The sequence below is a fragment of the Chryseobacterium daeguense DSM 19388 genome, assembly GCF_000430825.1.
GTDB lineage: Bacteria > Bacteroidota > Bacteroidia > Flavobacteriales > Weeksellaceae > Chryseobacterium > Chryseobacterium daeguense.
Map to the genome: position 1 here is coordinate 238,130 of NZ_AUMT01000001.1, position 20,592 is coordinate 258,721.

Consider the following 20,592-nt stretch of genomic DNA (forward strand, 5'->3'; position numbering starts at 1 on the left):
ACCTCGGCCTCTTATCTGAAATTACCACGGACTGATTCCGGTTTCATCCTCAATATCATTGCTGAAATATTGCCCTGTAGGCCCGTTTTCGTCGGTTAAGGTATGCTTGATGATAAAAGATGCTGCACTTTCCACAGATCCGGGTCCGCTGTGATGGTTGAAATCTGTAGCGGTGTAGCCTGGATCAATAGCATTTACTTTGAAAGGTAAATCTCTCAATTCGTAGGCCAGTACAATGGTGTAGGCATTTAAAGCAGATTTTGAAGGGCCGTAAGCTGCACCTTTTACGTGATAATATTTCCAGTCTGGGTCGCTGTGCAGTGTTAATGAGCCTAATCCAGAAGTAATATTGCTGATTCTGGGTGCACCGGATTTTTTCAGAAGGTCTAAAAAAGCCTGTGTAACGTTGATTACACCGAAGAAATTGGTTTCAAAAACTTCTTTGATATCATTTACAGGTGTTTCAGCTGCAGTTTGGGGATTTATTCCTAAAATACCGGCATTGTTGATAAGGATGTCCAGCTTTCCCTGTTCATTTTCAATAATATTTCTTGCTTTTGAAATAGATTCAGGATTGGTTACATCTATTTCTATGGCTTTGATATTTTGATATCCTTTTTCAGAAAGTTCCTTTACTGCTTCTTCACCCTTTGAAAGGCTGCGGCTTCCAAGATACACAAACAGACCTTTTTCTGAAAGTTGTTTTGCTGTTTCAAGGCCAATACTTCTGTTGGCTCCGGTTATTAATGCTGTTTTCATTTATTGTTTAATTAATGATGTAAAATTCCGTTAATTAATTTACACAGCATTTGTCATTTGGCAAAAAGAGAAGCTTTTTGAGCTGGAAGTTGGAAGATGGAGGCTGGAAGTTAATAAAGGCTAAAAAAATTCATTCTGATGATAACTTCCAGCCTCCATCTTCAAGCTCCCAACTTACTTAATATTCTTCCTTATCCTGCTTAATGATGATTGAGTAACGCCTAAATAAGAAGCCACATACGAAAGCGGAATCCGGTTGACGGCATTAGGATAAATTTCTAAAAATTTTAAATAGCGGGTCGTGGCATCTTCCGTTACCAGCGGGCTTCTTCTTTCTACTTTCTGCATCAGCGCCCTTGAGATAATTTTATGAACAATGGCATCAAAACCTACAATGGTATTGAGAAGCTCCGTCCAGTCTTTTTTTGAAAAAGCAAGGATGGTACAGTCTGTCACAGCCTGAACGTACGAGCTGGAGCAAATTTCGTTATCAAAGCTTATCATATCAACGACAAGATTATTCTCGTCAATGAAATATTTTGTGATTTCCTCACTCTGATTATTGTAATAGCAGACGCGGAGAATACCGTCCTGTACGAAACCTACCTGTTTGGCGACTTTTCCGGCTTCGGAAAAGTATTCTTCCTTGGCAAGATGAATTTCTGTGACTTTACTGGCTATGAAATCCATTTGCTGCTGATTCAGATTCCCGAATTTTAATATAAAATCAAATAATTCTTTCATGAATGCAAGTTAAATAAAGAAAATCTTACAACATTTGTCATTTGGTAAAAAAGTATATCTTTTAACTAAATAAGACCACCCGTGCGGGCAGTCTTATTATTATATTCATTTAATTAATCCTCCGGAATTTTTGATTTGTATTACAAATTCCGGTTATGTCTTATTTTATTGTAACGGTCATGTTAGGAACAACGATATCACCATTTGATCCTGTATACCGCTGCGCAAATATTTCAATATAATCGCTATTGTTGAGCTCAGTTGTACCATTTATCGGCAATACAACAATGTCATTGGTAGCGGATCCACGGCCGTAGACTTTGTACTGGTTCAGGACTGCGCCGTTTTTTGCAATATAGATGATATATGTACCTGCTGCCGGAACCTGGAAAGAGATAGACCCTGTTATCTGGAAGATTCTTTTCTTTTTACCTAAATACCTTAGTCTGTTGGGAACACCATCTGTAGAAAAACGGAATAAGTTAGAGGATGTGGAAACTGAAGTGGCTGTACCTACTTTTACAATATTACTTGGGTTTGTATTCGAAAAACTTACCCCGATACCTGTTCCCACAGCGTAATCTACGGAGAAATCACCTACGGCATTGGCATCGGTTTCGGTAGGGATCCCGGCGGCTCTCACGGTCCAGCTGTTATTAAAATTGTATCCGCTGTAAGTTCCGGAGGTATAAGGTCTTACATATCCGGCAGTGTTGGTTCCGGTAAAAACCACGGTTTCCATTACGGCATCCCCGGTAATAGTAAGTCCGGATGCTGAAACATCAAATCCTATTGCTGAACCATTCACCTGGCTGAAACCGCCTTGCTTTTCCACCAAAGTGAAAGTTCCTGTGAGTCTCTCATACGTCCCGGAATTGTTCCCGAACCACCCCATATTGCTCAGCAGCAACTGGTTAATATTATTATATGTGATTCCGTTACTGTTCCCGGTAAACTGGATAATGCTTAAAAATACCAGCCCGAATCCGGAAACTGTTCCTACATTATTAGAATTAGCAACGATACAATCCCTGAAAATAAGATTTTGGGTATTAGATCCGTTCAAATTAAAAATACTTCCGCTAGGAGCCGTAAGCGTTAAGCTTCTGATGCTCCCGCCTGTTGCACCCTCAAAAATATTGCCTGAGGTTCTTGCTATGATATCATTTTCACTGTCCAGCCCGTGAATATAGGCATTGTTAAGATCGATAGGGAGATCGAAAACTACCTGGCCATTGATTTCGTACAAAGTGCTGGAATTCATAACATATCTGGCACCACCTCCTGCAGCAAGCTCAGCAGCGAGAACTGTTGAGAGGACGTCTGTAGACTTAATGCGTTTAAAATTCAATCTTTCCGTTACACTGCTTGTCAGTGGAGACCATGATGCAGTAGAACCTACGTAATAATAAAGCAGCCTTGCTGTGGTGTCATATACCATCAGCCCGTCGGCAGGGGAAATTATTGCGTTTCTCTGTGCGGTAGTCATTCTTGGGGCAAGCAAACCCTTGGTTGTAGAAGAAAGGTCTAAAATGGAACTCGGATTGGGATTGGGTGTGCCAATACCGACTTGTGCCTTTACTGCGGCGGTGGACAGTAAAATTATAAGCAATAAAAACCTTTTAATATTATCTGAAATATAAGTCTTTACCATAATGAAGTGTTTTAATTTAATTTTGAAATAATTGCTGATGAAGTTTTTATTCATCAGTCTAGGTATGATTACTGCTATTTTTTATTATAAAAATATACATAGCAGAATTGATACCTTTCAAAAGTATTAATTCTCCATTCTTTGATTTATGACTCAAGTCATATTTGTAAATCTTAGAATCTCAGATGAAACGGATTGTTTATGTGGGGACTTGTTTTGGAAAAAAGATGATAGCAAAATTTTTAAACGTCTTTTATGAAATCTTCATATTCATAATAAAACCTTTCAAAACCATCCATTTTCTCAACAAAAAATTCAAAGATTTCCTGCCATGTATTTTTATTGAAGATAGAAACTCCGTGTTTTTCGATCCAGATTTTAGCAATTACTTTTCCATTGTCCAGTGTAAAATATTCTTCCTTTTGAAATTCTCCGATAAAATCTTTCAGAATATCTTCTAAAGACCAGATCTTTTCATAATAAGCATTCCGGAAGATTTCATCTTTCATTTCTATATCTAAAGAAACTTCCGCCTTTTTATTATCCGCATTGAATTTGAATGATAAATCCTTTACCTTGGTATCATATAAAATCCATTTCCGCGGAAACGACTTCCCGAAAGCCGTCCAAAACTCTTTTTTTAACTGCTGTGCTTCCTGCTTACTGAACATGTGACAAAGATAGTAATTTGGCTTGAAGTTGGATGCTTGAAGTAAGAAGAGTGAAGCATTAATGCAGTTGGAATAGTTCCCAACTTCCAGTCTCCAGCTTCCATTCTTTATATCCAAACTTTTTCTTATTTTTGCTGTAATGCTGTCTAAAAAATCTCAATACGCATTCAAAGCACTTTCATACCTTGTAGAAAAAAGGAATGAAGGCCCTATTCTTATTTCCGAAATTGCGGAACATAAGAAAATTCCTTTGAAATTTTTGGAAAATATCTTGCTTGAGCTTAAAAAAGCGGATATTCTTGATAGTAAAAAAGGAAAAGGTGGCGGTTATTTCTTTAAAGAAAACCCTGAAAATGTAAAGCTGGCAAAAATCATCCGCCTTGTGAATGGCCCCATCGCACTTCTTCCTTGCGTAAGCCTCAATTTTTACGAAAAATGTGACGATTGTAATGAAGATCATTGCGGACTCCATGATGTACTGATCGAGGTTCGGGATGCTTCTTTAAATATTTTAGAGAAGAAAACTCTGATGGATCTGGTGGATTAAAATCATTTCTTTTTTTAAAATAATTAGTCTACTCATTTGGTAGGATAATAATTTTATCTGATATTTGCATTACTTCAAATGAACGAACTATGATTTCAAAAGAAGATGCAGATACACTAAAACAGCTTTCAGCAGAGGAGGGATTGAAATTCATCTCTGCAAAGTTTCCGGAAGGAGCTGTTTTCTCAACTTCGCTTGGTCAGGAAGATCAGGTAATTACCGATATTATTTTCAAAAACCAGCTGCCCATAAAAGTTTTTACTTTAGATACGGGAAGGCTTTTTTATGAACATTACGAACTGCTTTCACAGAACAATTCCCGCTATAAAATAAAAACCGAAGTCTATTTTCCGGAAGCATCCGATGTAGAAAAATATGTGAATGAAAAAGGGATGAATGCTTTTTATCATTCCATTGAAAACCGTAAGGAATGCTGTTTTATAAGAAAAGTTAAACCTTTAAATCGAGCACTGGAAAATGCAAAAATCTGGATCACAGGACTCCGCTCAGAACAATCTGAAAACCGGGGAAATATGCCGATCATAGAATGGGATGGAGAACGGCAGGTTTATAAATATAATCCATTGATTCAGTGGAACTATCAGGATGTTTTGAATTATTTAGAACAAAATAAAGTCCAGGAATTACCCTTACATAAAAAAGGTTTCATAAGTGTGGGCTGTCAGCCATGTACAAGAGCAATTGTAGAAGGCGAAAACCCGCGTGCCGGACGCTGGTGGTGGGAAAGTTCACAAAAGGAGTGTGGTCTGCATACCCATTAATTCAAAAATTTAAAACTAAAATGAGTACACATAAACTAGACTATCTGGAACAGTTGGAGGCGGAAAGCATTTACATTATGCGTGAAATTGCTGCCCAGTTTGAAAAGCCTGCGCTGCTTTTCAGTGGCGGAAAAGATTCCATTACATTGGTTCATCTGGCGAAAAAGGCTTTTGCCCCGATGAAAATTCCATTTCCTCTTGTTCATATTGATACGGGACACAATTTTCCGGAAGCATTGCAGTTCAGGGATTATTTAGCGGAAAATATTGGTGCTGAACTGATTGTAAGAAAAGTAGAAGATACCATTAAAGCTAAAAAACTCACAGAGCCTAAAGGAAAATTTGCTTCAAGAAACTGGCTACAAACGCATACTTTACTGGATACGATTGAGGAGTTTCAGTTTGATGCCTGTATCGGAGGAGCGAGAAGAGATGAAGAAAAAGCAAGGGCCAAAGAACGTTTTTTCTCTGTTCGTGATGAGTTCGGGCAGTGGGACCCGAAATTGCAGCGGCCGGAATTATGGAATATTTACAACGGGAGAATCAACAAAGGAGAAAATGTAAGAGTTTTCCCGATTTCCAACTGGACGGAGCTTGATGTCTGGAATTATATCAAAAAAGAAAATATCCAGCTGCCATCAATTTATTTTGCTCATAACAGAGAGGTGATAGAATATGACGGACAGTTAATTGCGGTTTCAGATTTTATCCAAATTGATGAAAATGATACGATTGTCAACAAAAAAGTCCGCTACAGAACCGTGGGAGACATGACCTGCACAGCCGCCGTTGAAAGCTCAGCAGAAACTTTGGATGAGGTTGTCAGTGAAATTACAGCCTCAAGAATTTCCGAACGCGGCGAAACCCGGATCGATGATAAGGTAACGGAAGCAGCAATGGAAGACAGAAAGAAGGGAGGTTACTTTTAATAAGTAATAGGCAATGAGTAATAAGTAATGCAAAATATCCTGCATATTTTACTCATAGCTTAATATTAAATTACAAAAGATGAGCGGTTTGAAAAAATCACTCATTACCAATTACTCATTATTAATATTATTTACGTGGACATATTAAGATTTATAACAGCGGGAAGTGTAGACGACGGGAAAAGTACCCTGATCGGAAGGCTTTTGTACGACAGTAAAAATATATTGATTGATCAGCTGGAAGCATTAGAAAAACAATCAAAAAATAAAAATGAAAACGGGGTAGACCTTGCTATTTTAACGGACGGTTTAAGGGCCGAAAGAGAGCAGGGAATCACTATTGATGTAGCCTACAGGTATTTTTCAACTCCGAAGAGGAAGTTTATTATTGCTGATGCACCGGGACACATCCAGTACACCAGAAATATGATTACAGGAGCTTCGAATTCGCAGCTGATTGTGATTCTGATTGATGCGAGACAATGTGTGATCGAACAAACGAGAAGGCATTCTATTATCGCTTCATTATTAAAGATGAAAAATGTTGTAGTTGCGATCAATAAAATGGATCTGGTAGATTATTCCGAGGAAGTTTTTAATGATATTAAAGCTCAATACAGCCTGGTGGCTAAGAAATTAGGACTGGAAAATGTGAGATATTTCCCTATTTCCGCCTTTCATGGAGACAATATTGTTGAAAAATCAGAAAATATGCCCTGGTATGAAGGTTCTACACTGTTAAGCTTTCTCGAAGATGTACAGATTAATGAAAATAAAGAATTTGAAAATCCGAGATTCCAGGTTCAGTATGTGATCCGTCCGCAAACCGATGAATTGCACGATTACAGGGGCTACGCAGGAGAAGTTATCTCCGGAACTTATAAAAAAGGGGACAAAATTACTGTTCTTCCCCAACATATTCAGACAAAAATTTCAAAAATAGAAACAGGCGGAAAAGAAGTGGAATCTGTTTTTACCAATCAGCCGGCGGTTCTGCATATTGAAGATGATATTGATATCAGCCGGGGTGATTTTTTAGTACAATCAGAAAACCTTCCAAAGGTGGAAAATGAAATAGAAGCAGTAGTCTGCTGGCTGGATAAAAAAGAGCTTAATGAAGGAAATAAATATTTTATACAGCATAAAAGCAAGGTCTTAAAAGCTGTAATAAAGGAAATCGAATATAAAATAGATGTCAATACCTTAGAAAAAACACCGATTACGGAAAGCATCAAACTGAATGAAGTCGTGAAACTTCGTCTTAAAACGGCTTCGCCACTGGTTTTTGACAGCTTTGATGAAAGCAGAAATACGGGAAACGCCATTCTGATTGATGAAACGAGTAATTCTACGGTGGGAGCTGTGATGATTTTGTAATTTAAATTGATTTAAACAATTAACAAATAAAATGGTAATTTCAAGGAAAATTCAAATCAGGCTCAATGTGTTCTTAGTGACACTTGCAATCCTGTTCATCGTGGTTTTTGCCATGTATGAAACGGGTTACCTTGATGAGCTGGGTGCCATTTTAGCAAAAGATAATTACATTTTCTACTGGATGCTTTTGGTGGGTGTTTTAGCCGAAATTGTGGCCGGATCAATGGGAATGGGATATGGTGTGATCTGCACTACAACACTTCTGTTCATAGGAATTCCGCCGCATGCAGTAAGTGCAAGCATTCACTCGGCGGAAAGCTTTACAACGGCAGCCGGGAGCATCAGCCATATCAAATTGAAGAATGTAAGCAAAAGTTTAGTTAAAAAATTAGCGATTCCGGCTATAATCGGAGCGATCATCGGTGCAATTTTATTGAGTTATCTCGGAGAATATTATTCTAAAATTACTAAAACCATTATCTCTTTTTATACATTATACCTTGGAATCCAGATCTTATCAAATGCTTTTAAAAGCAAGCAGGACAAGAAACTGAAAAAGAAAACCAACCTTACAAGACTGGGAATCATTGGTGGATTTATCGATTCTTTCGCCGGAGGTGGTTGGGGGCCTTTGGTAACGGGCACTTTAATTAAAAATTCTTTCACACCGAGGTTTGCAGTAGGAAGTTCTACCGTTGCAAAATTTATTTTAACCCTTACTGCAGCCATTACTTTTATTTTTACATTGGGAATTCAGCATTGGAATATCATTCTGGGCCTTTTGCTTGGCGGTATTGTCACCGCACCGTTTTCTGCAATGCTTACCGCAAAGCTTCCTGTAAAAAGTATGTTTATCATCATCGGGATTTTAGTTATTGTAATGAGCTCGATAACAATTTGTAAATCTGTTTTTTAATGTAATCAATGCTTTATTGTGGAAAAATAAAAGCCTGTAAAATACTTTCGGCCTTGAAAATATTCTACATTTACACCATTAAAAAAATTAATAATGAATTTACATGTAGTTGCGCTTTTTAAGTTTAATGAAAATTACCTTATGGAAGCAGTGGAACATTTTCAGACATTGGTAAGAGAAACTAGGAAAGAAGAGGGTTGCCTGCAATATGACCTGGTAGAAGACAAGGATAACAAAGGAACTTTTCTTATGATAGAATTATGGGAAAGTGAAGAACACCTGAACCGTCACAACGGCCAGGATCACCTGCTGAATTTCCGGAGAGATGTTGCAAAAATGCTGGAAAGCTCAACACAGGTTTATAAAGGATATAAGACATTATAGGCCGGAAGATAGAAGTAAATACCATTGTGTAAAAGTTTCCGGATTCATAAAATCTAAAAGGCTGTCCACAATTGCGGGCAGCCTTTTATTAGAAAAAATAGAAAGTATTATTTTGAAAGTGAATATAATAGTATAATTTCAACCTTTACAATTGACAGTACAATAATTCACATTTAACAATTCACCTTAATTACTTCACTATCAGCTTTTTGGTTTCCGTACTTCCTCCAAAAGTTATTTTTACTAAATAATTTCCTGAAGAAAGGTGAGAAAGATTTAGATCTTGCTTGTAGAAGCCAGTTTGATTAGTGAGTTCTGCAGAATATACTTTTTTGCCGGACATATCATAAACCTCTACATTGCCTTTAGTGTTTGCTTTTTCTTTAATGTCAAATAAAACCGTTACCTTTTTATCAGCCGTTGTAGGATTTGGATACATCCCGAAAGATGCTTTTTTGTTTGCTATATCAGTTGTTCCTAAAAAAGATGTGATATTCTTATATTTGAAATACATATTTCCTGCGGAAGAGCCTTCGTTTGAAGTAAAATACAGTCTGTAGTATTCCGTACCCTGCTTAATGTAATAAACTACATCATTGTGTACACCCATAGTTGGTTTCCAGCTGTGCCCGATTGCTGTAATATTGTTCGAGAATGTGTTGGCAGCAGGAAGAGTAGCTGTAGAGGTAGCCTGTGTTTCCGGCTGTACTTTAGCCACGGTGATATTAGAATTCTGGATTACGCCTGCCATTCTGTATTTCATGGTTGCCGGCTGGCCTGTATTCGGGTCGGTGTATGGGTAATCTGTCCAGTATCTTGTGAACATCAGGTCCCAGTTGGTTTTTGATGGTTCCAGATTAGCTACTTTATCATTAGTCGCGAAAGAAAAATAGTTGAAATAAGCGTCATCTGTACCGTTAGCAACATTTTTTGTAACGGCAGGATCCCATGAAGAGGTAGAAGAATTCCATTTTGCATATTTAAAAGTATAACCTCCGTAATAATCTTCCACCATAAATTTATAATACGTGTTGGTAGTAACATATTTTAGGATGAAAATTACCTTTCCTTCTACATGATGAGTTCCGGGATTGTATTCTCCCCAACCGTAAGTAGCCGTTCCCTGCTCAAAAGCGCCTTCCTGAATGGCTGTAGTATTATCCAGATTATATAAAGGTGCCCCGAAGGTTGAGATATTATTGGTTGTGATGGTATTCCAGTCATTTGGATTGTTTGAAGCCTGATATACTTCAATATATTGCGCATCATTGATCCTTGTTCCAAAATTCATGCTTGAATTTCTGTAAAAAGCAATATCCCAGGTATTGGCAGGCTGAGAAACCATGTTGTTTGCACTCAGGTCAAAAAAAACTCTGTTCTGATAGCTTGCCCCCATCGTCATATTCACTGTTGTATAGCCATTAGCATCCACCTGAGCGAGAGCATTCTGCTGTATACCCAAAGCCAGCATTGAAGCAAAAAGTAGTTTTGTTTTCATAATATTTTAATTTTATTTATTTAGAATCATTCCACAAAACTATATAATTTATTTTTAATCATTCTAAATAAAAACATGATTTTTGTCTGGTTTGATATTAATTTATAGTAATATTAAAAAGATTTAAACAAAGAAAAAGCCGGCTAATACATGATCAGCCGACTTTAAAGTGCAAATTATAGTCTAATAAATCTTTACTTTTTAATAAATTTTGATTTTACAACAGTACCTTCTGCAGTTTCTATGATGATATAATAAACCCCTGTCTGGATATTATTAATATCAAATTGCTGGCTTGATAATTTTCCTTCCGCTACTTTTTGACCTGCAGCAGAATAGATCTGAATGTTTTTAGGATCTTTTTTAGCTATGAAATGTAGTGCTGTGTTATCAGCATTTACTGCGAATTTGATGTCTTCTTTTGATTTAAAATTATCTGAAACAGCTAAAACACTGCCCACATTATAAACTACATTATCAATCTGTAAAGCGGTATGAGCTGCAGTAGGAGTAAATTTAAATACAATATAAGTAGACGTAGAAGCTGTTACTGGAACTGTAATGTTCTGATATGTTTCGCTCGTTAAAGAAATTGGAGAACCCAAAGCTGTGAATGTACTCATATCAGTTGGGCTGGAAGCAAGTCCGATTTCCAATGTTCCGTTACCGCCTGACCCGGTAGCTTTTGCTGCAGCAAAAGTTAGTGTCTTATCACCTGCTGGTGCTACAATCTGTGGAGAAATAAGATAAGAAGGTGCGTTGGTATTATTACCAGAGTATGCTTGTACAGCCCTGTCGGTAGTATTGGTAACAATCATTAACGGTCCAGGAGGGAAAGGCATTGGGTTGGGTGCTAAAACAGCAGACCATCCGTTTTGTGGGAAAGTGCTGTTCCCTGCCGTAAAGTTGTTGAAATTTTCATTAATAGTAGCTACTTGCGCATTAGCCGAAATAGCCGTAAGCATTAAAGTTCCAATAAGTAGTCTTAATTTCATAACGTTATTTTTATTTAGAATTATTCCACAAAAATAGTTATTTATTTTTAATTGTTCTAAATAAAGCACTATATTTGTCGAAAATTTTTTGCATCTATGAAGAAGAAAGTGCTTTCCATTCTCTCTTTATCCACAGTTTTTTGGGTGAATGCACAGGAAAAAGATACTCTTGATCAGAAGAAAATAGAAGAGGTTGTCATCACCGGGCAATATATGCAGCAGTCCATTAATAAGTCAATTTATAAAGTGGAGGTGATTGATGCGCAGCAGATTAAAAACATGGCTGTAACCAATGTAGCCGAAGTTCTTAATCAAAACCTTAATATTCTTATAGAACCCAACAGAGGCTCCGGTGATTCCAACGCCAATATTATGGGGCTGAGCGGGGAATACACTAAAATTCTTATCGACAATATTCCTGTAGTCAGTGATCAGGGAATGGGAAACCTGGTGGACCTTACTAAAATCAACGTAAATAATATCGAACGTATTGAAGTTGTAAAGGGATCAATGGGGGTAGAGTACGGTAATAATGCAGTAGCAGGTGTAATTAATATTATCACAAAGAAAAATTACGGAAAAAAAATAACGATACAGGCTTCATTACAGGAAGAAACCGTTAATAAAGATTATGACTGGTTCAAAAAAGGAAACGGAAGGCATATACAGTTTCTGAATGTAGGATATAAAATTAATGACCACTGGTCTGTCTCTGCAGATATTAATCATAATGATTTTCAGGGATATAAAGGTAGTTTGGGAGGTTATAAATACTTCACGGAGAATAATGACGGAAACCGAGGCTACGAATGGCTGCCGAAAGATCAGCTCACTACAAACGGAATCATCCGTTATAATAAAAATAGCACAAGCTTTTTCTATAAAGTTAATTTCTTAACGGAAAAAATTAATTCATACAATCCTATTGTTGAAGAACTGTACCTTGGAGGAGGAAACAGAACTTATATTTCAAATGATACGGATTTTAGCACTAAGAGATGGATTCACCAGTTTAATATTCAGACAAAATTAGGCTCAAGAATCAATTACAGCGGAGATTTTTCTTACCAGACCCAGGAAAGAAAATTACAGGATTATGTGTATGATGTTCCGAACAGGTACGAACTGTCGCGGGGCGAGAATGAGACCTTCTTTAAATCTGAAGTCATGTATTCAAGAGGAATGTTCAGCAATTTCCTGAACAGCGATAAGATTAATTTCCAATTAGGCTACGAGCTGGACAGGACGAAAGGCTTTGCCAGTAACAAGGACGGAAATTTCGGGACTACAGGAGAAAATACAGATATAAGCAGGATTATCTTCAATTATGCTAATTTCTTATCAGCAGAATGGAACGCCACAAGCTGGCTTTCATTACGTCCGGGAGTGAGATTTGCAGTAAGCAATAAATTTAATTCTCAATATAATTACTCTGTAACAGCAAGATTCAAAACCACCGAAAAATCAGATATCCGTTTAGTAGTCGGTTCTGCAAACAGGTTTCCAACGTATGAAGAGCTGTATACCATGAGAGTGGATTTTAATCATGATATAAGAGGCAATGAAAATCTAAAGCCGGAAACGGGATATTCGGCCGGCGCATTTTGGGATTACAATACAACATCTGCGGCAGGCTGGAAGTTCAATTTCAGTGCCTCGGGAATGTATCTTGATGTGAAAGACAGGATTGTAGATGTTGTGATTAGCAACAGCCCGTTAAAACTGACTTATTTAAATGTAGATAACTATAAATCAATATTATTAGGCGGCGGAATTAACATTCGAAAAGGTGATTTTTCTTTCAATACCGGAGTTTCCGTTATGGGTATTTCCCAAGTTTTAAATACAGGAAATATCACTTCGCCCGATGACTTTAATTTTTATACGGAAGCTAATGTGGCTGCTAATTATACATTGCCTGCCACAAAAACTCTGTTTGCCCTTTATTACAAATATACCGGAACTCAAAAAAGATATACCCATATTACTGATGCCAATAATCCGCAGGATCCGGGGCGGTATGTTTTGGGTGAGCTTGGGGATTTCAGCATGCTGAACTTTACGGTAAGTCAGCCCTTCTTTAATAATCACTTTGAGATTAGTGCAGGGATTAAAAACATCTTTGATATATCATCCATTAGAAATACAATACAAGGCGGCGATGGCCACAATGCAGCTTTGGATCAGCAGAATCTGTTCTATGGCAGAAGTTATTTTGCCAGATTAAACTATAATTTTTAAACATTTTAAAAAATGAAAAAAATACTTTTTTGCCTTTTAATAGGAGCTTCTTTTATTTCGCAATCATGTATTAACGATAATGAAGATCCGGTAGCAATGCTTCCTTCAGACGGTGCACGGGTAGATCCTAAGGTGGGAGGGGCCACTCAGCCCAATCAGGTTTGGTTTGATCTGGGAACTAAAACTGAAATTCTTACTAAAAGAACAGATTGGGATCTTGCATTCTATTCCGGAAGCGCTTTTAAAGTAGTTTTAAATTCATCAATTATGATGGCAGCAGGAAAAATTCCTAATGCTACAAACATAGATCTGGTAACTGAAGCCAGTGTTGCATCATTTAAAGATCAGGTTCAGGTAGCGAATTTTAATCCTGCCAATGAAATTTATATTGATGATGTGAAGGGTAACTTTCCCGGTGGATACACGGCCATTGAAGAGATAAAACCCACAGATTCCGAAAATGCAGTTTACCTTGTCAATATGGGGAAGGAGATCTACACAGGAACAGTGGCCAATGGTTCTGTAGCAACGGGAGGTGACAGCAGAGGATGGATGAAAGTACAGGTGATAAGATCCGGTGAAGGATACAAAGTGAAATATGCAGAGCTTAATTCAACGACGCATAAAGAGCTTACCATCGCAAAAAATACAGCCTACAACTACAATTTTGTAAGCTTAAAAAATAATAAAGAAGTTACTATTCAGCCGGAGAAAAAGAAATGGGATATCTGTTTTACGGTATTCACCAATACGATTACCGGGGCCGGGAGCTATATTTATGCAGATTTTGTTACCATTAATAATGTAGGTGGAGCAGGAGCTTATGAGGTTGTAGTGACTTCGGGGTCAGGCGTGGAAGCCTATAATAATTTCAAAGCTTCGGATATTGATCAGTCTAAATTTATCTACAATGATCAGCGCGTTATCGGGGCCAATTGGAGGAATCCCGTAGGAACAAACGGACTTGAAGTTTACGGAGACCGCTTCTACGTGATGAAAGATGCTGAAGGCTACTACTTTAAGCTCAGATTCACAAGACTTACAAGTACATCCGGCGAAAGAGGTAATCCACAGTTTGAATACAAACCATTATAAAAAATAAATCAAATAATAGTATATCATGAAAAAATTCATCCTTGCGGCATCCGTTCTCGTTGCAGTATATTCTTGCAAAAAAGAAGAAGGTGCTAAAAAAGAAAATACTACGGAAGTAAGCGCTGAAGCTCCAAAATCCAACAATAAAATTGTTACCCTAAACGGCGGAATTACAGAAATAGTAGCGGCTTTAGGACACGAAAAAGAAATCGTAGGCACAGATGTTACCAGCACATATCCGGAATCTTTGAAAGCTACGGCTAAAGATCTGGGACACGTAAGATCAATGACTATCGAGCCGATCATGGCGGTTTCTCCTACGTTAATCCTGGCTTCTGATAAAGATATCAACCCGGAATTAATGAAAAAAATTCAGGAATCAAAAATCCAGACGGAAATTTTCAAGCAGGAATTTACTGTTGAAGGGACTAAAAAATTAATTGCTGACGTTGCAAAAGCAGTCGGAAGTACAGATTATCAAAAGCTTAACGATAAAATAGATGCTGATTTAAAACAAATCCAGCCTATCGCTAAAAAACCAAAAGTATTATTCATCTACGCAAGAGGAAATATGCTTATGGTTTCAGGAAAAAATACGCCAATGGCTTCATTAATCGAGATTGCAGGAGGTGAAAACGCAGTAAATGATTTCGAAGATTTCAAGCCATTAACACCTGAGGCGGTAGTAAAAGCAAATCCAGATGTGTTATTCTTCTTCACAAGCGGTTTACAGGGAGCAGGAGGAAACGAAGGCGCACTTAAAATGCCGGGTGTTTCACAGACAAACGCTGGTAAAAACAAAAAGATTATCGCCATGGACGGAGGCCTGGTTTCAGGTTTCGGACCGAGATTAGGAGAGGCTGCTGTAGGATTAAACAAACTTTTAATTGAAAACACAAAGTAAATTATACTTTTACATTACAATAAGTGCCATACTGCTGGTTATCATAGCAGTATGGTCACTTAATACAGGCGTTTACGACTTTGGTGGTAAATCTGCTTTTGAAGTTTTAGGAAAAGTAATACAAGGGGATCAGGATGTATCGCTGAGTGATAAATATGTAGTCTGGGACGTACGTGCAGCCAGAATTATCATGGCTATTTTTATCGGAAGTATGCTTGCCGTTTCCGGGACAGGACTGCAGGGATTGTTTAAAAATCCTTTAGCAACGGGAGATTTGATAGGGCTTACTTCAGGAGCAACACTACTTGCAGCTATTGCAATTGTTTTAGGAGGGCATTTTAAGCAGTATCTTCCTGAGGCCGTACAATTTTCGCTGGTGGGTATTGCAGCTTTTATAGGCTCATTTTTATCAATGATGCTGGTGTACAGGATTTCTACGAGCGGTGGAAAGACCAATGTAGTTATGATGTTATTGACCGGAGTAGCCATTACGGCCATCGGTTTCTCTATTACAGGTTTTTTGATTTATATTTCGAAAGATGACCAGTTAAGAGATTTAACATTCTGGAACTTAGGAAGTTTAGCGGCTGCCACATGGACGAAGAATATCATTCTGGCCATTGTTTTAATAATTTCATACATCATTTTACTGCCGAAAGGTAAAGCATTGAATGCAATGATGTTAGGTGAAAAAGATGCACAGCATTTGGGAATTAATGTAGAAAGATTAAAGAAGCAGATCATCATCATTACGGCATTAATGGTGGGAAGCTCTGTAGCATTTTCAGGGACGATTGGTTTTGTCGGTCTTATTGTACCATATATTTTGAGGCTTTTATTTAAATCAAATTATGCGTTCATTTTACCGTTATCAGCCATTTGCGGAAGCATTTTACTGTTGACGGCAGACACTTTCAGCAGAAGCATTGTAGAACCTTCAGAACTGCCGATCGGGATTCTTACAGCATTAATGGGAGGTCCTATTTTCATCGCGATTTTAATTAAATTTAAAAAATCACTCTAATGATTAAAGCGCATCAAATCATTTACAAACATAAAGAATTCCATGTTCTGGATGGGGTTGATGTTCATTTGGAATACGGTGAGTTTTTAGCGATTGTAGGTCCGAACGGAGCCGGAAAATCCAGCCTTTTAAGTGTTTTGGCCAATGAAGTAAAATCAAAACAGAAAATTTTATTTAAAGATAAAAGCCTGACTGACTGGGAAGTAAAAGAACTGTCTAAACACAAGGCAAAATTTTCCCAGCACAACAGCAATGATATTCCCCTTGAGGTAAAAGATGTCGTGATGATGGGCCGTTATCCCTATTTCGATGCACAGCCGAAGCATGAAGACCATGAAGCCATGAACAAAATAATGTATGAAACAGATGTTTTTCATCTGAAAGACCGGGAGTACAACACTTTATCCGGTGGAGAAAAGCAGCGTGTACATCTTTCAAGAGTGCTGGCTCAGCTGCAAAACGGAATAGCACATAAGCTTCTTTTCCTCGACGAACCTCTAAATAATTTAGATATAAAACATCAGTACAAAGCTTTAGAAATTATTAAAAATTTCACTAAAAAAGCCAATTCTGCGATTGTTGTTCTTCATGACCTGAATCTTGCAGCACAGTATGCAGATAAAATATTACTGATGAAAGCCGGAAAAGTATCTGCTTACGGAACCCCGGAAGAGGTTTTCACCGCTGAGAATATCAGTGCAGCTTACAATTTTCCCTGTACCATTTGCGGGCACCCGATCACGAATAACCCAATGATTATTTTTGGATAATATGGAAAAAGAAGATTTGAAAATATTGGCTAAGAATCTCGCCAATCTTCATGGAGAAACAAGAAATAGTAATCGACAATCAATAACAAGAAATTATACAGTTTTAACCATAAAAAAATAAAATAATGAGCACATTAGTCAATGATTTGAAAGAAAAATGGGAAGCTTTAAAAGCAGAAAATCCACATTTGAGAATCAGAAATGCAGCTGCAGAACTTGGAGTAAGCGAAGCAGAATTATTATCAACAAACGTTGGTGAAGGAGTAACCGTTTTAAAGCCGGATTTTAAAGATATTCTCACTGAAGCAGAGCAATTGGGAAAAGTAATGGCTCTTACTCGTAACGACGAATGCGTTCACGAAAGAAAAGGAACATACCTGAACGGAGACTTCAGCAGCCCGCATGCTCAGCTTTTCGTGGGAGAAGATATTGATCTTAGAATTTTCCTTAACCATTGGAAATTCGCTTTCGCGGTAGTGGAAGGTGACAAAAAAAGCTTACAGTTCTTCGGTAAAGACGGTCTGGCGCTTCACAAGATTTATTTAACAAAAGACAGCAACGAAGCTGCTTTTGATACAATTGTTGGAAAATTCAAGGCTGAAGATCAAACTCAGGCTTTGGAATTTGAGGCTGTGGCTCCTAAAGCTCCTGAAAAAGCAGACTCAGAAATTGATGTTGAAGGCTTCCAAAAAGCGTGGACAGAGCTTAAAGATACTCATGATTTCTTCATGATGACCAGAAAGTTCGGCGTGAGCAGAACGCAGGCTTTGAGACTGGCTCCGGAAGGATTTGCAAAGAAAATTGACAATGCTAAAGTGGTAAATGTATTGGAAGATGCTTCAGAAAAAGAGCTTCCGATCATGATTTTTGTAGGAAACAGAGGAATCATCCAGATTCATACGGGAAATGTGAAGAAAACGCTTTGGCACCAGCAATGGTTCAACGTGATGGATCCTGATTTCAATTTACACCTTGATGTAACAAAAATTGCAGAGGCTTGGATCGTGAAAAAACCAACGGAAGACGGAGAAGTAACGGCTATTGAGGTGTTCAATAAAGAAGGTGATTTCATCGTTCAGTTCTTTGGAAAAAGAAAACCTGGAATTCCTGAACTGCAGGAGTGGAAAGACCTTGTAGCGAATTTAGAAAAATAAAAATAGTTAGGTGATTTTTTTATAAGGCCGTTTTGTTTTTTGCAGGGCGGCTTTTTTAAATCTAAACACAATTACACAAATATTTTTCACGGATTACACTAAATTTTACTTGTTAGAAGTTAAAAATTTTATTTCTTAATCAATCTTAACAACTTAAATATCCTTAATGGTTAATAAAAGAAATATTTAAAATTATATTGTGATATTTGTGGAAAATATTAGTGTTAAAAAAATAATTAAAATGAAAAATATTTTCATAACCATACTTCTTACAGCTTTCTGTTCATTCAATGCTCAGGACTTCAAAGCCTATCAGTTTTATAATCAAAAAGGAAAGGAAATCCGGACAGAAAAATTAGTCAGAGAATTGGCGGAATATGATGTTGTTTTTTTTGGAGAAAATCATAACAATTCTATCAATCACTGGCTTCAGCTGAAAATTACCGAAGCTTTATACCGGGAGAAAAACGGGCAGGTTATCCTGGGAGCGGAAATGTTTGAAAGAGACAACCAGTCTCAGTTGAACCAATATCTAAGCGGGAAATTTGATGCAAAAATATTAAAGGATTCTGCAAGATTATGGAATAATTTTACTACGGACTACAAGCCGCTGGTAGATTTTGCTAAAGCTAAAAAACTGAATTTTATCGCCACTAATATTCCCAGAAGATACGCTTCCCAAACATCAAAAGAAGGCCTTGAATCTTTGAATAATTTATCTGAAAAAGAAAAAACTTACATTGCTCAGCTGCCAATCAAAGTAACCCTTGACACGCCGGGCTATCCCGAAATGAAAGCCATGATGGGAGATCATACAGACGGTACAAAAGTGATGAATTTTATTTCCGCGCAGGCAACGAAGGATGCAACAATGGCAGAGTCTATCCTGAAAAATTTTCAGGCAGGGAAAACTTTTATTCATTATAATGGAAATTATCACAGCAAAGAGTTTGGAGGGATTTATTGGTATATCAAACAGAAAAATCCTAACCTTAAAATGGCGGTAATCTCAGTTTTTGAATCAGAAGACCCTGAATTGAAGGTGCCTGAGAAGGATTACAAACCAACGGATTTTAATCTGATTATTCCGGCCGATATGACGAAAACGTATTGATTAAACTAAAAAGCAAAAAAAGAGACAATTATTTTTTTGTAAAATGTTTTTTTTGAACTAGTTCAACTTTTTTGACTTTTATAGTCTCTACCTTTGTATCAGCAAATTACCTCAGTAAAAACACAATGATTAAAAACACACAATGAGAAAAAAAAAAGTAAAGCTGATCTGCTTTACACGAACAAATAAAGGTAAATTGTGAAAGAAGGGAAGCGAAAAGCTTCCTTTTTTGTTTGAACTATTTTCTTGTTTCGTTAAATTATTTTCTTTGTAAAATATATCTTTGCAGAATAATCAAAACAATGAAAAATTTACTTTCTTTATTAATAGGAACGGGCTTTAGCCCGTTTTCAATATCAAAATTCAAATTAGTTTTAACCAAAACTTAAATCAGCATTATTATCTTTGTAAAACATTCAATAATAATGAAAAAGCTATCCTTTTTCTTCATATTTTTTATCAGTTTCGTTAATGCTCAAAAATTAACTTCAGCAGAACTTTCCATTATCAATCAGGGAGATAAAAACTCTGCCTTGCCCATCTACCAGACTACGGATGAATCTCAGCATACAACGCTGTTAAACTTATCAACAGAAATAGATCCACTGGATCCGAATACGGTAACTCTGGTTAAGAGAATGAAAGAATCTTTGCTTTCAACAGACGGCGGAGTGGGAATTGCAGCTCCACAGGTGGGAATCAATAGGAAAGTGATCTGGGTTCAGCGTTTTGATAAAGAGGGAAGCCCGTTGGAATATTTCATTAATCCGGTAATCATCTGGAGGTCGGAACTGCAGAATCTCGGTCCGGAAGGGGATTTATCCATTCCTGATTTCAGGGATGAATTTTACAGAAGCAAGGTTATTCAGCTTGAATATGTTGATTTAAAAGGGCAGAAATATTCGGAAATTGTAGAAGGTTTCACGGCCGTAATTTTCCAGCACGAGATTGACCATCTCTTTGGTATTTTAATTTCGGATAAAAAAGAAAAAGAGAAAAATGATTCTTATTAAAAAGTGGACGCTTTTAAGAAA

At 37.2% G+C, this 20,592-nt stretch carries 21 protein-coding genes; 15 read left to right on the forward strand and 6 right to left on the reverse strand.

All coding sequences use genetic code 11. The features are described from left to right. Window positions 1-21: 21 nt before the first annotated feature. Window positions 22-759 (reverse strand): SDR family oxidoreductase, encoded by a 738-nt coding sequence (locus H560_RS0101170; RefSeq protein ID WP_027378341.1) that lies wholly within the window; start codon window positions 757-759, stop codon window positions 22-24. Window positions 760-809: 50 nt separating this feature from the next. On the opposite strand from H560_RS0101170, the gene H560_RS23540 reads away from it, so the two are divergent. Beyond that, entirely contained in the window at window positions 810-941 is a 132-nt protein-coding gene (locus H560_RS23540; RefSeq protein WP_262486253.1) for a hypothetical protein, read from the forward strand. Here H560_RS23540 and H560_RS0101180 read toward each other — a convergent pair. The 3 genes from H560_RS0101180 to H560_RS0101190 all read right to left on the reverse strand — a co-directional run bounded on the left by H560_RS0101180 (window position 934) and on the right by H560_RS0101190 (window position 3,828). After that, complete coding sequence (locus tag H560_RS0101180) at window positions 934-1,503, reverse strand: Crp/Fnr family transcriptional regulator (RefSeq protein ID WP_027378342.1); 570 nt, start codon at window positions 1,501-1,503, stop codon at window positions 934-936. The genes H560_RS23540 and H560_RS0101180 overlap by 8 nt on opposite strands. 160 nt (window positions 1,504-1,663) lie before the next feature. Continuing rightward, a complete protein-coding gene (locus H560_RS0101185; protein WP_027378343.1) occupies window positions 1,664-3,157 on the reverse strand; it encodes an autotransporter outer membrane beta-barrel domain-containing protein in 1,494 nt (497 codons plus the stop codon). Window positions 3,158-3,399: 242 nt separating this feature from the next. Continuing rightward, window positions 3,400-3,828 carry a DUF4268 domain-containing protein gene (locus H560_RS0101190; protein WP_027378344.1) on the reverse strand — a complete coding sequence of 143 codons (429 nt, stop codon included), beginning with the start codon at window positions 3,826-3,828 and terminating at the stop codon, window positions 3,400-3,402. A gap of 139 nt (window positions 3,829-3,967) precedes the next feature. Between H560_RS0101190 and H560_RS0101195 the strand changes: the two genes are divergently transcribed. The 6 genes from H560_RS0101195 (at window position 3,968) to H560_RS0101220 (ending at window position 8,763) form a co-directional block, all read left to right on the forward strand. After that, entirely contained in the window at window positions 3,968-4,375 is a 408-nt protein-coding gene (locus tag H560_RS0101195; protein WP_027378345.1) for an RrF2 family transcriptional regulator, read from the forward strand. Between the two features lie 89 nt (window positions 4,376-4,464). Continuing rightward, a complete protein-coding gene (locus tag H560_RS0101200) occupies window positions 4,465-5,157 on the forward strand; it encodes a phosphoadenylyl-sulfate reductase (RefSeq protein ID WP_027378346.1) in 693 nt (230 codons plus the stop codon). Window positions 5,158-5,177: 20 nt separating this feature from the next. Beyond that, window positions 5,178-6,086: a sulfate adenylyltransferase subunit CysD gene (cysD, locus tag H560_RS0101205; protein ID WP_027378347.1), complete on the forward strand. Its 909-nt coding sequence runs from the start codon at window positions 5,178-5,180 to the stop codon at window positions 6,084-6,086. A 135-nt stretch (window positions 6,087-6,221) separates the two neighbouring features. Further along, window positions 6,222-7,463 carry a sulfate adenylyltransferase subunit 1 gene (locus H560_RS0101210; protein WP_027378348.1) on the forward strand — a complete coding sequence of 414 codons (1,242 nt, stop codon included), beginning with the start codon at window positions 6,222-6,224 and terminating at the stop codon, window positions 7,461-7,463. Between the two features lie 31 nt (window positions 7,464-7,494). Then, entirely contained in the window at window positions 7,495-8,379 is an 885-nt protein-coding gene (locus tag H560_RS0101215; protein WP_027378349.1) for a sulfite exporter TauE/SafE family protein, read from the forward strand. Between the two features lie 93 nt (window positions 8,380-8,472). Continuing rightward, on the forward strand, window positions 8,473-8,763 hold the full coding sequence (locus tag H560_RS0101220; RefSeq protein WP_027378350.1) for a putative quinol monooxygenase: 291 nt from the start codon (window positions 8,473-8,475) through the stop codon (window positions 8,761-8,763). A gap of 190 nt (window positions 8,764-8,953) precedes the next feature. On the opposite strand, the gene H560_RS0101225 is transcribed toward H560_RS0101220, so the two are convergent. Continuing rightward, the gene (locus H560_RS0101225; RefSeq protein ID WP_027378351.1) at window positions 8,954-10,261 is read right to left on the reverse strand and encodes a T9SS type A sorting domain-containing protein; all 1,308 of its coding nucleotides are present in this window, start codon (window positions 10,259-10,261) and stop codon (window positions 8,954-8,956) included. Window positions 10,262-10,455: 194 nt separating this feature from the next. Further along, entirely contained in the window at window positions 10,456-11,256 is an 801-nt protein-coding gene (locus H560_RS0101230; protein ID WP_027378352.1) for a T9SS type A sorting domain-containing protein, read from the reverse strand. A gap of 96 nt (window positions 11,257-11,352) precedes the next feature. Between H560_RS0101230 and H560_RS0101235 the strand changes: the two genes are divergently transcribed. From H560_RS0101235 to H560_RS0101280, 8 genes are all read left to right on the forward strand, one after another. Continuing rightward, complete coding sequence (locus H560_RS0101235) at window positions 11,353-13,497, forward strand: TonB-dependent receptor plug domain-containing protein (RefSeq protein ID WP_027378353.1); 2,145 nt, start codon at window positions 11,353-11,355, stop codon at window positions 13,495-13,497. 12 nt (window positions 13,498-13,509) lie between these two features. Next, window positions 13,510-14,592 carry an HmuY family protein gene (locus H560_RS0101240; protein ID WP_027378354.1) on the forward strand — a complete coding sequence of 361 codons (1,083 nt, stop codon included), beginning with the start codon at window positions 13,510-13,512 and terminating at the stop codon, window positions 14,590-14,592. 25 nt (window positions 14,593-14,617) lie between these two features. Beyond that, complete coding sequence (locus H560_RS0101245; RefSeq protein WP_027378355.1) at window positions 14,618-15,496, forward strand: heme/hemin ABC transporter substrate-binding protein; 879 nt, start codon at window positions 14,618-14,620, stop codon at window positions 15,494-15,496. Then, window positions 15,480-16,520, forward strand: a complete 1,041-nt coding sequence (locus H560_RS0101250; protein WP_027378356.1) for a FecCD family ABC transporter permease — start codon at window positions 15,480-15,482, stop codon at window positions 16,518-16,520. The genes H560_RS0101245 and H560_RS0101250 overlap by 17 nt, the downstream gene beginning before the upstream one ends. Then, window positions 16,520-17,290: a heme ABC transporter ATP-binding protein gene (locus tag H560_RS0101255; protein ID WP_027378357.1), complete on the forward strand. Its 771-nt coding sequence runs from the start codon at window positions 16,520-16,522 to the stop codon at window positions 17,288-17,290. The genes H560_RS0101250 and H560_RS0101255 overlap by 1 nt, the downstream gene beginning before the upstream one ends. A 125-nt stretch (window positions 17,291-17,415) precedes the next feature. Then, window positions 17,416-18,444 carry a hemin-degrading factor gene (locus tag H560_RS0101265; protein ID WP_027378358.1) on the forward strand — a complete coding sequence of 343 codons (1,029 nt, stop codon included), beginning with the start codon at window positions 17,416-17,418 and terminating at the stop codon, window positions 18,442-18,444. Between the two features lie 241 nt (window positions 18,445-18,685). Next, window positions 18,686-19,558: a ChaN family lipoprotein gene (locus H560_RS0101270; protein ID WP_027378359.1), complete on the forward strand. Its 873-nt coding sequence runs from the start codon at window positions 18,686-18,688 to the stop codon at window positions 19,556-19,558. A 425-nt stretch (window positions 19,559-19,983) separates the two neighbouring features. Continuing rightward, window positions 19,984-20,571, forward strand: a complete 588-nt coding sequence (locus H560_RS0101280; protein WP_027378360.1) for a peptide deformylase — start codon at window positions 19,984-19,986, stop codon at window positions 20,569-20,571. The last annotated feature ends 21 nt before the right edge of the window (window positions 20,572-20,592 follow it).